This is a genomic window from Oceanobacillus sp. CAU 1775 (assembly GCF_054482815.1).
Genome location: NZ_JBTLRO010000004.1, coordinates 295,835 through 311,031, shown reverse-complemented (window position 1 = coordinate 311,031; position 15,197 = coordinate 295,835). Strand labels below are relative to the sequence as shown.

Sequence of the window (15,197 nt, the reverse complement as noted above, 5' to 3'; positions counted from 1 at the left end):
CATTTACGGTTATCACTCAAGCTCTCCGAAGTCTTACCTATATGTTTGTATATTTTGGTTGTGTTCATCAAGTGTTTCGGCATAATAAATATTTCCAGCACTGTCATGTAAGAAATAGAAATAATTATTGTTTGCTGGATTTATAACTGCTTCAAATGAGCTCATGCCAAAGTTGCTTATTGGGCCAATAGGAAGCCCTTCAATATAATAAGTGTTATATGGTGATTCTATTTCTAAGTCCTCATATAATACCCTATCTTTGTGTTCCCCATGTGCATACAATACAGTTGGATCTGTTTGTAGTCGCATCCCTTGTTCTAGACGGTTATAGAACACTCCTGCTATCTGTTGGCGTTGATCATTAGCACCGGATTCTTTTTCAATAATCGATGCAAATGTGAGTGCCTCATGAACGGTAAAATCTCTGTTAGCTATTGTGTCTAGGTAACCAGTCACTACCGAATTAGTCTGATCTAGCATCATTTCAATAATGGACTCAATGGAAGGGTCCTCTTCATATATATCATAAGTAATACCAAATAAATACCCTTCTAACGGTGTTCGTATATCTTCATGCAATATATCTTCTGAAAGAATATTAGGATATCTACTTATTAAATCATTCAGATAATCTTCATCATTTGCAATTTCAACAAAATCCTCACTAGTAAAGGAGAACTTTCCAGAAAAGATTTCCGCTATTTGTTCCACAGTTAACCCTTCAGGAACTGTCACCCGGTGGGTAGGTTCGAGAACTATCTTCCCACTCTTAAGTGATTCTATAATTTCATCGAGCGTCATCGTAGGGCTAAACGTATACTCGCCTGCTTGGAAACCAGATTCATTTTTAAAACTTATATAAAACCTAAATATAAGTGCACTATTTATAATATTATTTTCTTCCAAGATGGATGCTATCGTTGAAGTTGAAGAGCCAATTGGTATCTCAATATCAACTGTTTCTTCACTTTCTGAAGCCACAGGTTCTAGTCCGCTTTTCACGAAAGAATAACCCCAAAACACAGCTACTACAAGGGCTATTGTCACTAAAAATAATACGATAAAAACAATTTTACGAATCGTACTTGCTTCCTGACCTTTGGCATTTCTATTTTCTCTAAATCTATTTAGGAAATTACCTTTTGACATAAGACCTCTCCCTCTAACTCGGTTTAATCAATGAAATGAATAAGTGAAACATCTGTTGATGCAGTGATAAACATTTAGTTTCACCTATTGGGCGAGTTCTTCCTGTGAGGAAAACACCCTATCATTTTATGCAGGGAAAAGCTGATGTCCTCTTCAGACATCAGCTCAATTAAACATTTAAGATGGTTAATCTTCATTTTCCTCTTCTTCTGCTAATGTTTGGAGCATTTCTTCAACCATTTCCCATTCCTCATCCGATTCGATAGGGAATAAAGAGAAATCTTCTTCATCATCGTCTCTTTCTTCATAACGAAAAGCATATACTTCAACTTCGTCATCTTCAGCCTGTTCAATAGGAACAACAGCAACATATGACTGTTCTGTCTCGTCTACATCAAATGTAAATAATACTTCGAATAAATGTTCATCGCCGTTTTCATCAGGAATGATGATTCTTTCTTGTTCTTCTAATGGCATGTAGTCACCTCATTTATTTTTGATCAAGATACCCCTGTAATATCATTACAGCAGCCATCTTGTCGATTACCTTTTTTCTTTTTTGCCTGCTTAGATCTGCCTCAAGCAAGACCCTTTCGGCAGCCATCGTAGATAGACGTTCATCCCACAACACAACTGGTATTCCAAACTTCTTTTCAAAGTGTCTAGCATATCGCTGCGATGCTTCGCCACGTTCACCGATTGTGCCATTCATATTTTTTGGCAATCCAATGACAGCTTTAGTAATTTCATACTCATCGATAATCTTCTTCAATTCTTCATCTGCAGAAGGAATATTACTCTCATTCCAATAAATAGTTGTTATACCTTGAGCTGTCCAACCGAAGGCATCACTAACAGCTACACCTATGGTTTTCGACCCTACATCTAATCCTATAATTTTCATCTAATTGTTTTTCTGCTCTTTCAAATAAAATTTCACAAGCTCTTCAATTACTTCATCTCGTTCGACTTTGCGTATTAAGTTTCTCGCGTCTTTATGTCTTGGGATGTATGCAGGGTCACCAGAAAGTAAATAACCTACAATTTGATTGATTGGATTGTATCCTTTTTCCTGCAATGCTTCATGTACAGTAAAAAGAATTGTTTTAATATCTTGTTCAAATGGTTCGTCTGAGAAATTAAATTTCATTGTCTTATCAATTGAACTCATTGTGACACCTCATTCCAAGTTTTTCCCACTTCACATATTCTATCATATATATTAAAAACATTATAACCTTTTCAAGTGATAGTTACAAACCCATTAGCCATTTATCGTTTGTGATACATATTTCTTAACGGATTCTAATGCTTCTGCAATTTTTTCAGGCTTGCTTCCTCCAGCTTGTGCCATATCTGGACGGCCACCGCCACCACCACCGCAAATTTCCGCAGCTTGTTTAATTAAATGACCAGCATGTAATTTACGTTCAATTAAATCTTTTGAAACTCCAGCAGCTAATTGAACTTTTCCTCCTTGTTCAGTAGCTAACAGAATAACAGCTGATTCTAATTTTTGTTTTAATTCATCTACCATATTACGTAGCTGATTCATATCTTTAACATCTACTTGTTGAGCTAAAACAGTGACTCCTGATACATCTTCTGCCTGCTCAACGATGGAAGCAGTACCTACATTAGCTAGTTTCGCACTAAGTGACTCATTTTCCTTTTGTAGATTCTTTAACTCTTTTTGTAAGCCAGCAAATTTTTCGATTGTTTGTTTATCTTCATTTGCTTTTACAAGTGATTTAACTTCATTTAGGATTTCAGCTTTTTCATTTAAGTATTGGTAAGCAAGTTTACTTGTTACTGCCTCAATACGTCTTGTACCTGCTCCAATTCCACCTTCAGAAACAATCTTAAATAAACCAATCTCAGATGTATTTCGTACGTGGCACCCACCACAAAGCTCAACACTAAAGTCACCAACCTGTACTACGCGAACAATATCGCCATACTTCTCACCAAATAACGCCATCGCTCCTAATTCTTTTGCTTCATCAATTTTCATTGAATTTATTGCTACGTCAATGGAATTCCATATTTTCTCGTTCACAATCGACTCAATTTCTACAATCGCTTCACTTGATACAGCTTCAAAGTGTGTGAAATCGAAACGTAATCTGTCAGGAGTAACTAAAGAACCTGCTTGATTGACATGGTTTCCTAACACATCTTTTAATGCTTGATGTAGTAAATGTGTTGCTGTGTGATTTTTAATAATACTATTACGGAACCTTTCTTCAACAATCGCTCTTACTTTATCACCTTGCGCAATCTCACCATCTTTAACAACTACACGATGAATATGCTGGCCTTTTGGTGACTTTTGTACGTCTTTAACATAGAGACTAGCATTGTCAGTATAGATCCAACCCGTGTCAGCTACCTGTCCACCACTTTCAGCATAGAAAGGTGTTTCTGCTAAATAGAGATAAACTTCATCGGCTTCTTGAGCGGATTGAATTATTTCGGTCTCATTAAAAATAGTTGCAATAGTAGTAGTCAACTCTAACGTATCATAACCTACAAAGCTACTCTCTACATCGATTTCATTCATTAGGCTATTCTGCACTTGCATGGAGTCGACTTTTTGCCTTGCACTTCTAGCGCGCTCTCTTTGCTTTTGCATTTCGTTTTCATATTCTACTTCATCTATTGTAAAACCATGTTGTTCTACATATTCAGCAGTTAGCTCTTTAGGGAACCCGTACGTATCATACAAACGGAAGACTTCTTTACCAGGAAATACTTTGTTTCCTGCAGCCTCTTCTTGTTTAATAATAGAAGTAAGAATTTCTAATCCATCATTTAAAGTCTCGTGGAATCGTTCCTCCTCCACTTTTATTATCTTTATAATATAATCTTTTTGTTCAAGAACCTGTGGATAATGATCCTTCATAATCGAACCAACTGTTTCAACTAAGTCATGCATAAATGGTTGCTCGATACCAATGTCTTTTGCGAAGCGAATTGCTCTTCTTAACAACCTTCTTAATACATAACCACGGCCTTCATTAGATGGAATTGCGCCATCACCGATAGCAAAACTAACTGTTCGAATATGATCAGCAATAACTTTATAAGCAGTGGTTGCTTTCTCTTCTTGCCCATAAGTAAGATTTGCTATTTCTTCAATTTTATTAATAATAGGCATAAATAAGTCTGTCTCGAAATTTGTAGGTACATCTTGAATTATTGATACTACTCTTTCTAGTCCCATTCCAGTATCAATGTTTTTCATTGGCAGTGGTGTATACGTATCATCAGGGTTGTGATTGAATTGAGAAAATACGAGATTCCAGATTTCTAAATATCTACTATTTTCTCCACCTGGATATAATTCAGGATCATTTAAATCATTTCCATACTTCTCTCCACGATCATAGAAAATTTCCGTATTTGGTCCACTTGGTCCTTCCCCGATATCCCAGAAGTTTTCTTCTAAACGAATGATTCTTTCTTTAGGAAGTTTAATTTCATGAAGCCAAATATCGTACGCTTCATCGTCTTCAGGGTGTACGGTAACTGACAATAAATTCTCGTCGAAATCAAGCCACTTTTCACTTGTTAGAAACTCCCAAGCAAACTGGATTGCTTCTTTCTTGAAATAATCCCCAATTGAGAAATTACCTAGCATTTCAAAAAATGTATGGTGTCTTGCTGTATACCCTACATTTTCTATATCATTCGTACGAATCGCTTTTTGTGCATTAACGATCTTCGGATTATTTGGCACTACTCTACCATCAAAGTACTTCTTCAATGTAGCAACACCACTATTAATCCATAAAAGACTTGGATCATCGACCGGTACAAGTGATGCACTCGGTTCCACCGCATGATCTTTCTCTTTAAAGTAATCGATAAACATTTGTCTAACTTCAGCAGATGTTAACTGTTTCATATAAAATCCCTCCATAAAATACTTTTGTTATTCCAGAAATGGCGCTGTTAAAGTTCATTGGTGTTGAGGATAAACCCGCTTCGGACTTTAACATAGCGAATAAAATAAAAAAATCCCCTCTCTGCAAATGCAGGGACGAGATTGTCGTGGTACCACCCTAATTATGAATATAAATTCATCACTCTAGCATGGTAACGGTTTGAAACCGGCGGGGATTAGCCGCACTCTAATGGTAGCATTCCATAATCTCTTGTTAGGATTCTTCCAGCAATGAAATCCCTCTCTAGAAACAAAAAAATTATGTACTGGTCATTTTTAACGATTTAAAATATATTCTTCTGACGATATTATATTGAAAAAACCTTATGATGTCAATTAGTAGTCGTCCACGGGGATAAATGAATGTAAAATACTTTCAAAATAGTAAGCACCGGCACGGCCAAAAGCATTCCAATCACACCAAATAATTCACCACCCAATAGCAATACAAAAATAATTGCAACCGGATGGATATTAATACTCTTTCCTACAATATAAGGAGAAAGTAAGTTCCCCTCAATAATTTGAATAACAACCACAGCAATAATCACATATAAAGCTAAGCTTGCAGACACTGTATACGCGAGGATAACTGCAGGGATTGCTCCAATAATTGGACCGAAATAAGGAATAAGATTTGTGATTCCAAAGAGAATTGCGAGTAACAAGGCATATGGAACATCCAACCATTTAAATATCAGAAAAGTTGTTAGCGCTACAAACGAACATACGATTAACTGTCCCCGAATATATCCGCCTAAATTTTTATCAATTCCTTCAGCAACCTTCTTAAAGTATTGCCTATTTTTCGTTGGAATGATTTTCATAAAAAATCCTTTTAACAATTGTTGATCCTTTATAAAATAAAAGACTAAAACTGGAATAACAGTAATGATTATAATCATATCGAAAATATGCATGAACCCATTCATTAATTTCGTTAATAATTGGTCTAGAATCGCTTCTATATTAGTAAAAAGTCCATCCACCTTTTCATGGACGGTCTCAGGAAGAAAAGCAGTATAATCATATATACTATAAATAAAGTCATCATACATTTTAATAAACTCAGGAAAATTCTGTGTTAAGTCATTTAACTGTTGAATAATTAATGGGTAAACACGATAAAATAGAAAACCTATTCCCCCAAAAAATACCGTATATATTAAAAGAACTGCCAAACCTTTATGTATTTGGTGTTTGTTTAGAAAGGATATCAAAGGATATAGTAAATACGCTAAAAAACCAGCTATTAAAAACGGAAGTGATATTCTCCAGATAAACTGGAAAAAGATAATGTAGATTGGATATGTTTTATAAACCAGATAGGAGAATATCAATAATAAAATGGCAAATAATAGTAAATAAATAAGATTTTTATTTTGAAGGAACCGAAGCATAGTAACACCTCCAATAGTTGAAAGGTCTTTTAAAACAGTTAAAGCTCTTTAACTAATCGGAGTCATTAAATACTTCTTTCTTCTTCTGTAAATAAATCATTTAGTGGACTCAGACTTCCGTCCATTTCTATTTGATGTAAGTTAATTTTATTTTTATCTACGACAACTTCAATATAACAATTCCAACAATAATATGCGTGTAATCCTATTTTCCCTAGGTTACTTCCTCTACAATTCGGACAATCCACCACTATCAACTCCTGATTAAGAACTATATAATAGCCTAACCAGAAATATTATGAACTATACTTTTTTTACATGAAATCATAAGGACTAATTTCTTCTTCATCTGTTTCTGTCTCTGGCGAACTATCCGTTTCTAACCTTTGTTGTAATTGACTAACAAGTGTTGTATAACGACTATTTGTATCTATTGTCGCCACACCTCGAAATAATGCTTCTTTTTCCCCACAAATGATAAGTGATTTTTTACTTCTTGTTATAGCAGTATAAAGTAAGTTCTTCCTTAGCATTCGATAGTAGGAGGATAAGACAGGTAAAATGACGATTGGAAATTCACTGCCTTGTGACTTATGAATGGATATACAGTACGCATGCATGAAGTTACTATAGTCTTTTCTCTCATATACAATCTCTTTTTCTTCAAAAGCAATAACAACCTGTTCTTTTTTTTCAACATTTTCTTTCTCAAAAAAGATTGCAACGATTTCTCCAATGTCCCCGTTAAAGATTCCATCTTCTGGTTGATTAACGAGCTGAATTACCCGATCACCGACACGATAGTTTGTATCATGCACCTTGATTTCTTTCTTCTTCTCTGTTTTTGGATTAATCATTTCTTGAAGTTCAATATTAATTCGGTTGATGCCAGCTTCTGTCCGATAAATCGGTGCTAGTACTTGAATGTCATTCGGTTCTATTCCTTTATCAACTGCACGCTTATAGATAGTTGCTATCACTTGGACCATCTGTCTTTCATTTGCTTGAATAAAGCTAAAATCACTCGCATTTTTTAATGATTCTTCTTCCAATGCATTATTCTTTATTTCATGTGCAAGTTGGATGATTTTTGAACCTTCTTTTTGACGATAGACTTCATTTAGTCTTACGATAGGAATTCTTTCACTTGATAAAAGATCTGAGAGCACCTGACCAGGTCCAACAGAAGGCAACTGATCTTCATCTCCGACTACTAAAACCTGCATATTATCGGGAATTGCTTTAAATAAATGATTAGCAAGCCATATATCAACCATCGAAAACTCATCAACAATTAAGAAGCGACCAGATAGTGGATTGTTTTCATCACGGTCAAACGTGGTATGCCCATCCCATCCTAATAGCCGATGTACAGTTACGGCTGGAAGGCCAGTTGACTCACTTAATCTCTTTGCTGCTCGACCAGTAGGTGCTGTTAAGACAAAAGGAAATTCTCCCTTGCTCTCATAATCATCTATATCTAAGGAAAGGTCATGAATCGTTGCATAAGCCTTAACGATTCCTTTAATTACTGTCGTTTTTCCTGTCCCGGGCCCACCCGTTAATATCATTAATTTAGAATGCAATGCTTTCTCAATTGCATTAAATTGTTCTTTCCCATAACTCAGTACTTCTTCCTCTTCAATTTCACCTGTAATTTTTAATAATTCTGCTAGGGTTGTCTCTGATTCAACTGGCTTTCTTATAATTCTGTTGAGATTTCCTGCAAAATTATCTTCTGCATAATATAAGGAAGGTAAATAAACATTTTTATCTATTACAATGACTTTCTTTTCAGCGTTTAAAGCTTCTAATCTTTCCAAGATGACTTCTTTTTCAAGTTGGTATAGGCCTAGTAGCTGATAAACTTCTGCAACACAATCATCAATAGGTAGATAAACATGACCATCTTGAATACTTTTTTGAATGACAAAAATACATCCAGCCCCAATTCGGTTTGGATGTGTCATGGAGATGCCATTTGCTGCAGCGATACGATCGGCAGTTTGAAAACCAAATCCATCAACATCAAATACGAGTTGATAAGGATCGTCGTGAAGCACAGATATGGCCTCTTCCTTGTATTTTTGATAAATCTTTTGTGCCATTTTTAGACCGAGTTGATAATTTGATAGTGAAATCGCAACATTCTCAAAGCCCTGATGCTCTACTAAACTTTCAAATAAAGAGTTTGCTGCTTTTTTACTAAGACCAGAAATATTGTTTAGATAAGATGGGTCATCTAAAATTTTCGGGATTGCATTTACACCTAATTGGTCAACAATTTTTGTTGCAGTCTTAACACCAATTGCGTAAAATAAATCGCTTGAAAGGTAACTAATTAAACCTTCTTTTGTATCGGGGATATATGTTTGATAAGAATCAACCCGATATTGAACACCAAACCGTGAATGGTCCTCAAATTCTCCAAAAAAGAGATACATGTTTTCTTCTGTCAACTGTGTAAAGTACCCTTTTACTACAATTTCCTTCTCGTCGAAATCTTCGTTCGTTTCATCGATTAGAACTTTTACGATCGAGAAGTTTTCCGCTTCGTTGTTGAAAATCGTATATAGTACAGTACCTTTGATAAACTTTTTTTCGGTTAGACTCTCTTCGTTTTCCATTATAAACAACCCCACATTTCGTTGCTTAATTCTCTTTAAGAAACTTCTCTATCTGTTTCTTGCCATTTCCGGCTAAGTAGTGCTCAGGATGGAATTTTAATGCAAGATCAAAATGCTCAAGTGCTTTATCAGGGTCTTCATTAAATGCAGCAATGACGCCCAAATTATAATGGGCATCACTGTGCTCTGAGTCCATGGCTATTACTTTTTCAAAAACGGTTTGAGCTTCCTCTAGTAAGTTTGATTGTGCTAAGGATAGTCCGTATTGGAATAAATAATTCACATCCTCTGGCTCTAGTTCAGTTGCACGAAGCAAGTATGGTAAAGCCAATTTAAATTGGTCCTGATATTGTAAGGAAAGCCCTAATAAATAATAAACATCCGCTTCTTCTAAACCATTCGCCATTGCCGTTTGGAAAAACTTTTGAGCTTCTTGATAATTTTCCTGTTCAAAAAATAAATTACCCAAGCCAAAATAGGCTGTTGCTGCTTTTTTATCTAACTCAATTGCTTTCAAGAAAAACCTTTCCGCACGCTCTGTTTCATTTATTTCAGTCAATAAATTTCCGAAATTTATATAACCGATTGGATCTTTAGGGTTTTCTTCAATAATTTCATTAAAAAGCTTTGCTGCTTCCTCATAATTTCTATCTTTCATATATTCGATTGCTTGTTTATTTTTATCCATTGCAAAGCTCCTAACTTAACCAACGTATTGCAGTTGTTCCTTATTCTTCATCACTTTGTCGATTGTCGCCCCACCTAAACAAACTTGTCCATCATAGAAAACAACTGCTTGTCCTGGAGTAATCGCACGTTCGCTATTAGCAAAATCTACACGAACGGTATTATCATCTAAAATAGTAACTTTCACATCACTATCTTTTTGACGGTATCTAAATTTCGCCGTACAAGTAAAACTCTCTTTAATATCATCTGGATTTATCCAGTTAACATCTGTTGCTATTAATGAATCAGAATATAATTTTTCATTTTCATAACTTTGTTCTACATAAAGTACATTATCTTGTAAATTCTTTCCAACGACAAACCACGGGTCTCCCGCTCCACCGATACCTAGACCTTGTCTTTGACCAATTGTGTAGTACATTAATCCATCATGCTTTCCAATTACTTCACCAGCTAATGTTTGCATTTCACCAGGTTGTGCAGGTAAATACTCACTTAGGAACTCTTTGAAATTTCTTTCTCCGATAAAGCAAATTCCAGTTGAATCCTTTTTCGTCGCAGTTGCTAGGTTATGCTTTTTCGCAATCTCTCTTACTTCTGATTTCTCAAGATGTCCTAAAGGAAACATTACTTTTTCTAGTACATCACTTGAAAGTTGGTTAAGGAAGTAAGTTTGATCCTTGTTATTATCTACTCCACGAAGCATTTCTACTTTCCCATCAACATTTCTAACTTGTGCATAATGCCCTGTAGCCAAATAATCCGCACCTAAAGCTAATGCATGGTCTAAAAATGCTTTAAACTTAATTTCTTTATTACACATTACATCTGGATTCGGAGTACGACCAGCTTTATATTCGTCAAGAAAATAAGTAAACACTTTATCCCAATACTCTTTTTCAAAGTTAACCGAATAATACGGGATATCTAACTGATTTGCTACGCGCACAACATCATCAAAGTCTTCTGTTGCGGTACAAACGCCAAATTCATCTGTATCATCCCAGTTTTTCATAAAAATCCCTACAACATCATAGCCTTGCTCTTTTAAAAGCAATGCTGCAACTGATGAGTCTACTCCACCACTCATCCCAATAACGACACGAGTGTTTTTATTTTCATTCATATTTATCACTTTCCTTAATTTATTAATCTTTTTATGATTTTTGCAATCCTTTTTGCAGCCTCTATTACATTTTCTTCCGAATTCGCAATTCCAAAGCTAAAACGAATTGAGTTGGTTGTGCATGGGTTACCTTCTCCAAACATTGCACTAAGTACATGCGATGGTTCAATACTTCCAGCAGTACATGCACTTCCACTAGAAGCTGATATTTTCGATAGATCTAAATTCGCTAGTACTTGTTCAACATTTGTACCCGGAAAACTTATATTTACAATAGAAGGAACAGTCTCATTCATGCTCCCATTGACTTCAAAGTTAACTTCTTCATTTTTAAATTGTTCTATAAAAAGGTTTTTATACTGTTGATATTCCCCGTATTTTTTATTCTTCGTTTCCTCTGATAACTGAACAGCTTTCTCAAGACCAACTATTGCAGGAACATTCTCGGTTCCAGGTCGGCGCTTTCTTTCCTGTTCACCGCCAAAGAAAAGGGTATTAATTTTTACAGTCTCTTTTGCATAGAGGAAACCAATTCCTTTAGGTCCATTTATCTTATGTCCTGAAACGGTTAGTAAATCAATATTCAAATCTTTAACATTTATATCAAGTAAGCCATAAGCCTGAACTGCGTCTGTGTGAAAATAAGCTTGATGGTCTTTCATAACTTCACCAATTTCTTTAATTGGTTGAATAACACCAGTTTCGTTATTTACGTACATGATTGAAACTAGAATTGTATCTTCGCGTAGAGCCTCTTGCAAATCTGCAATCTTAATTTGACCACTTTCATCTACTGGTAAGTATGTTACTTCGAAACCCTGAGTTTCCAAATATTCAGCAGCATGAAGAACAGCATGGTGTTCTTGTACGGTAGTAATAATATGGTTTCCAGACGCCTTATTTGCGAGTGCAGTACCGATCAATGCAATATTATCGGCTTCTGTTCCACCACTTGTAAAAAATATTTCTTTTTCGTCTGCTTGAATACTTTTTGAAATTGTATAACGAGCACCATCTAGTAATTTTCTTGCTTTTCTACCAGAGGAATGTACGCTAGATGGATTTCCATAAACGTCATTAAAAACAGCAGTCATTGCTGTAGTTACTCTTGGATCCATTGGAGTTGTTGCCGCATGATCTAAATATATCTCTTCCATTAAAGTAAATTCCCTTCTAACTAGAGTAAAACTTTTTTTATGTGGCTGTGTTAAAGTTAATTGTTATTGTGAGCATGGCTTAGATATAAAACATATATGCTTCTGATTCTTGGTTACCATCTGAGTGGACAAGGTCGTCAAGGGTTGTCGTATCTAATACATCTCTAATGGCATCACGGATTCGAATCCACAAAGCTTGCTGTGCCGGTTTTTCATCTTCTATACCCTCAACAAGAGTAATCGGCCCTTCTAATGCACGAATAATATCACCAGCTTTTATTTCATTAGGCGCCTTTGAAAGTTTATAACCTCCGTAAGCACCTCTAATACTTTTTATTAACCCAGCATTCCTAAGAGGAGTAGCTAATTGTTCTAGGTAGTGATCAGATAAATCATTATCTTTCGCAATCGATTTTAAAGACTTAGGACCCTCACCATAATGTTTCGCAAGTTCCACCATAATCGTAAGTCCATATCTTCCCTTTGTAGTAATTTTCATTCCTGCACCTCTTCCCAAAAACCAAAATCATCTATATCATTATTTTAAATTTGTTCCTATAATTAAACTCATTAGAGCATTATACTACTTTTCTTATAGTCTTTACACTAATTGATATTATAACATGAAATCTCTTCCTCTTGCATTTAAGCTATTTGAGGATTAAGCTTTAACTATAACATTTATAAAGGGCGATTTAGATGAAACAACAACCATTAGCATTACGTATGCGACCTGAACATTTAGATGACGTGATCGGTCAAGAGCATCTAATTGGCGAGGGTAAATTAATAGATCGAATGGTAAAAGCAGAACGACTTGCATCAATGATTCTGTTTGGTCCTCCTGGTACAGGAAAGACTTCAACAGCTTTTGCCATAGCAAAGACTGCTGGTTTCAAAGTGAAATTATTGAATGCAGTAATCGATAAGAAAAAGGATATGGAAATAGTTGTTGAAGAAGCGAAAATGACAGGGCATGTCGTTCTCATTCTTGATGAAGTACACCGTCTCGATAAAGCGAAACAAGATTTTCTACTACCACATCTAGAAACAAATCTCATTACAATGATTGGATGTACAACGAGTAATCCATTCCACTCTATAAATCCTGCAATTCGAAGTAGATGTCATTTATTTGAACTAAATTCACTAGGACCAGAAGATGTTAAAAAAGTTTTACTTCGTGCGATTGATGACGAAACGAATGGTCTAGGGAAATTAAATATTGATATTACAGATGAAGCATTAGAACACTTCGCGAACAGTGCGAATGGAGATATGCGTCAAGCATTAAACGGTTTGGAACTTGCAGCAGCGTCCACACCAGAAGATGATAATGGTATTATTCATATTGATTTAGCAACATCAGAACAATGTATGCAAAAGAAGAGTTTTTCACATGATAAGGACGGAGATGCACATTATGATGTCCTATCAGCTTTTCAAAAATCAATACGTGGAAGTGATGTAAACGCATCTCTTCATTATTTAGGAAGATTAATTGAAGCTGGAGATTTAGATAGTATTGCCAGAAGAATGCTAGTTATTGCCTATGAGGATATTGGACTTGCTAATCCACAAGCAGGACCTAGAGCGCTAGCAGCCGTTCAAACTGCAGAACGTTTAGGATTTCCAGAGGCAAGAATTCCACTTGCTGTAGCGATTACAGAACTTGCTTTATCACCAAAATCAAATACAGCTTATAAAGCATTAGACCATGCATTAGCTGATATTCGTAGTGGAAAAAGTGGAGATATTCCATTACATTTGAAGGATGCACATTATAAAGGTGCGGAAGAATTGGGTAGAGGCACGGATTATAAATATCCACATAACTATGATGGAGCATGGGTTCCACAGCAATATTTGCCTGATAGAATTAAGAATCAGAAGTATTTTCACCCTGTTGAAACTGGTAAATTTGAAAAGGCTATGAAACAGGTATATGAAAAAATTCAAAGAGACTCAAAGAATACGTATAATTCCTCTTTCTCTGGTAATAATAAATAGAAACAACATATTCTATTGTTTTATAGAGAAAAAGGAGTTGTTCGTATGGCCAAAGTAAGACAGGATGCCTGGTCACATGAGGATGATTTACTATTAGCAGAAACCGTCCTTAGGCATATTCGTGAAGGAAGCACACAATTAAATGCATTTGACGAGGTTGGTGATAAATTGAATCGAACCTCTGCAGCATGTGGGTTTCGTTGGAATGCAGAAGTACGTAATAAATATATTCATGCAATCGACCTTGCAAAAAGACAAAGAAAAGAAATGAAACGTTCACAAGCACTAAGTGGTAATCTTAAAGTGAAGCAACAAATAGAATTTCCTACTAAACCAAACTTTGATTTTCAAAATGAAACTAGTAGTGAAATAACGATAGATAAAGTTGTAGCGTTTCTAAAAAACCTAAAACAAGACTATTATGCTTCAAATCAATCAAAAGCAACAATTGAAATGAAAGAAAAAGAAAATATTAGCTTGAAAGAAAAAGTCGAACAATTAAAACGTGAGCTTGAGCAAACCGAAAAACAGCTTGAAACCATTCAAGAGGATTACCAAACGTTCATTCAAATTATGGACCGTGCAAGAAGAATGACTGTTTTACAGGATGAACAAAAATTTGTAGCCCCTGCTTTTCGAATGGACAAGAATGGGAATCTCGAACAACTAATCAATCAGAGTAAATAATCCTCCCATTATTCATTCTGGTTTTCTAAAAAAACTGCTACAAAGATTTTAGTCTTCGTCGCAGTTTTTTTATTCTATGTACCGATCAATCCCGATTATGCCGTCCAGGTAAAGTTTTGATCCCGCTTTTCGCAGGTGGGTGCCCTGTTCCATCATACGTGATTGCCAATGAAGGCAATTTGTATAATGGAAACGTCGGGCTCCCTTTCAAATGTTGTTCGGTCAAAATACTTTGTATGAACGTACACATCAGGATTGAGGGATAATTCTTAATTGTAAATTTATATTAACACAACCAAATTATCGATGCAAGCTATTAAAACAATTCATCGATTATTTGGCTTGTCCTTTTTAAAATGTTGAGTAAATAGTTCGTACGCTTGGAAATCGGAATAGAAAAGG

General features: G+C 35.4%; 14 protein-coding genes, 1 other RNA gene and 1 other annotated feature. Of the genes, 2 read left to right on the top strand and 13 right to left on the bottom strand.

Annotation, left to right across the window (positions count from 1 at the left end; translation table 11 throughout):
• Positions 1–33: 33 nt before the first annotated feature.
• The 12 genes from mltG to cymR all read right to left on the bottom strand — a co-directional run bounded on the left by mltG (position 34) and on the right by cymR (position 12,597).
• Positions 34–1,149 (bottom strand): endolytic transglycosylase MltG, encoded by a 1,116-nt coding sequence (gene mltG, locus ACXYMZ_RS09465; protein ID WP_458948145.1) that lies wholly within the window; start codon positions 1,147–1,149, stop codon positions 34–36.
• A gap of 186 nt (positions 1,150–1,335) precedes the next feature.
• A complete protein-coding gene (locus ACXYMZ_RS09460) occupies positions 1,336–1,626 on the bottom strand; it encodes a DUF1292 domain-containing protein (protein ID WP_458948144.1) in 291 nt (96 codons plus the stop codon).
• A gap of 13 nt (positions 1,627–1,639) precedes the next feature.
• Entirely contained in the window at positions 1,640–2,053 is a 414-nt protein-coding gene (gene ruvX / locus ACXYMZ_RS09455; protein WP_458948143.1) for a Holliday junction resolvase RuvX, read from the bottom strand.
• The gene (locus ACXYMZ_RS09450) at positions 2,054–2,320 is read right to left on the bottom strand and encodes an IreB family regulatory phosphoprotein (RefSeq protein WP_458948142.1); all 267 of its coding nucleotides are present in this window, start codon (positions 2,318–2,320) and stop codon (positions 2,054–2,056) included.
• Between the two features lie 93 nt (positions 2,321–2,413).
• A complete protein-coding gene (gene alaS / locus ACXYMZ_RS09445) occupies positions 2,414–5,059 on the bottom strand; it encodes an alanine--tRNA ligase (RefSeq protein ID WP_458948141.1) in 2,646 nt (881 codons plus the stop codon).
• A 128-nt stretch (positions 5,060–5,187) separates the two neighbouring features.
• Positions 5,188–5,387, bottom strand: a binding site (T-box leader).
• 43 nt (positions 5,388–5,430) lie between these two features.
• Positions 5,431–6,498 (bottom strand): AI-2E family transporter, encoded by a 1,068-nt coding sequence (locus ACXYMZ_RS09440; RefSeq protein WP_458948140.1) that lies wholly within the window; start codon positions 6,496–6,498, stop codon positions 5,431–5,433.
• Positions 6,499–6,563: 65 nt separating this feature from the next.
• Positions 6,564–6,749, bottom strand: coding sequence for a hypothetical protein (locus tag ACXYMZ_RS09435; protein ID WP_458948139.1), 186 nt, complete (start codon positions 6,747–6,749; stop codon positions 6,564–6,566).
• Positions 6,750–6,812: 63 nt separating this feature from the next.
• Positions 6,813–9,125, bottom strand: coding sequence for an SF1B family DNA helicase RecD2 (gene recD2 / locus ACXYMZ_RS09430; protein ID WP_458948138.1), 2,313 nt, complete (start codon positions 9,123–9,125; stop codon positions 6,813–6,815).
• Between the two features lie 25 nt (positions 9,126–9,150).
• Positions 9,151–9,813 carry a tetratricopeptide repeat protein gene (locus ACXYMZ_RS09425; protein ID WP_458948137.1) on the bottom strand — a complete coding sequence of 221 codons (663 nt, stop codon included), beginning with the start codon at positions 9,811–9,813 and terminating at the stop codon, positions 9,151–9,153.
• 15 nt (positions 9,814–9,828) lie between these two features.
• Positions 9,829–10,941 (bottom strand): tRNA 2-thiouridine(34) synthase MnmA, encoded by a 1,113-nt coding sequence (gene mnmA, locus ACXYMZ_RS09420; protein WP_458948136.1) that lies wholly within the window; start codon positions 10,939–10,941, stop codon positions 9,829–9,831.
• A gap of 14 nt (positions 10,942–10,955) precedes the next feature.
• Entirely contained in the window at positions 10,956–12,098 is a 1,143-nt protein-coding gene (locus ACXYMZ_RS09415; RefSeq protein ID WP_458948135.1) for a cysteine desulfurase family protein, read from the bottom strand.
• Between the two features lie 79 nt (positions 12,099–12,177).
• Positions 12,178–12,597: a cysteine metabolism transcriptional regulator CymR gene (gene cymR, locus ACXYMZ_RS09410; protein WP_458948134.1), complete on the bottom strand. Its 420-nt coding sequence runs from the start codon at positions 12,595–12,597 to the stop codon at positions 12,178–12,180.
• A gap of 200 nt (positions 12,598–12,797) precedes the next feature.
• Between cymR and ACXYMZ_RS09405 the strand changes: the two genes are divergently transcribed.
• Positions 12,798–14,108 carry a replication-associated recombination protein A gene (locus ACXYMZ_RS09405; protein ID WP_458948133.1) on the top strand — a complete coding sequence of 437 codons (1,311 nt, stop codon included), beginning with the start codon at positions 12,798–12,800 and terminating at the stop codon, positions 14,106–14,108.
• Positions 14,109–14,153: 45 nt separating this feature from the next.
• Positions 14,154–14,795, top strand: coding sequence for an RsfA family transcriptional regulator (locus tag ACXYMZ_RS09400; RefSeq protein ID WP_458948132.1), 642 nt, complete (start codon positions 14,154–14,156; stop codon positions 14,793–14,795).
• 84 nt (positions 14,796–14,879) lie between these two features.
• Here the strand turns inward: ACXYMZ_RS09400 and ssrS are convergent.
• Positions 14,880–15,054, bottom strand: a non-coding RNA gene (gene ssrS, locus ACXYMZ_RS09395) — 6S RNA.
• Between the last annotated feature and the right edge of the window lie 143 nt (positions 15,055–15,197).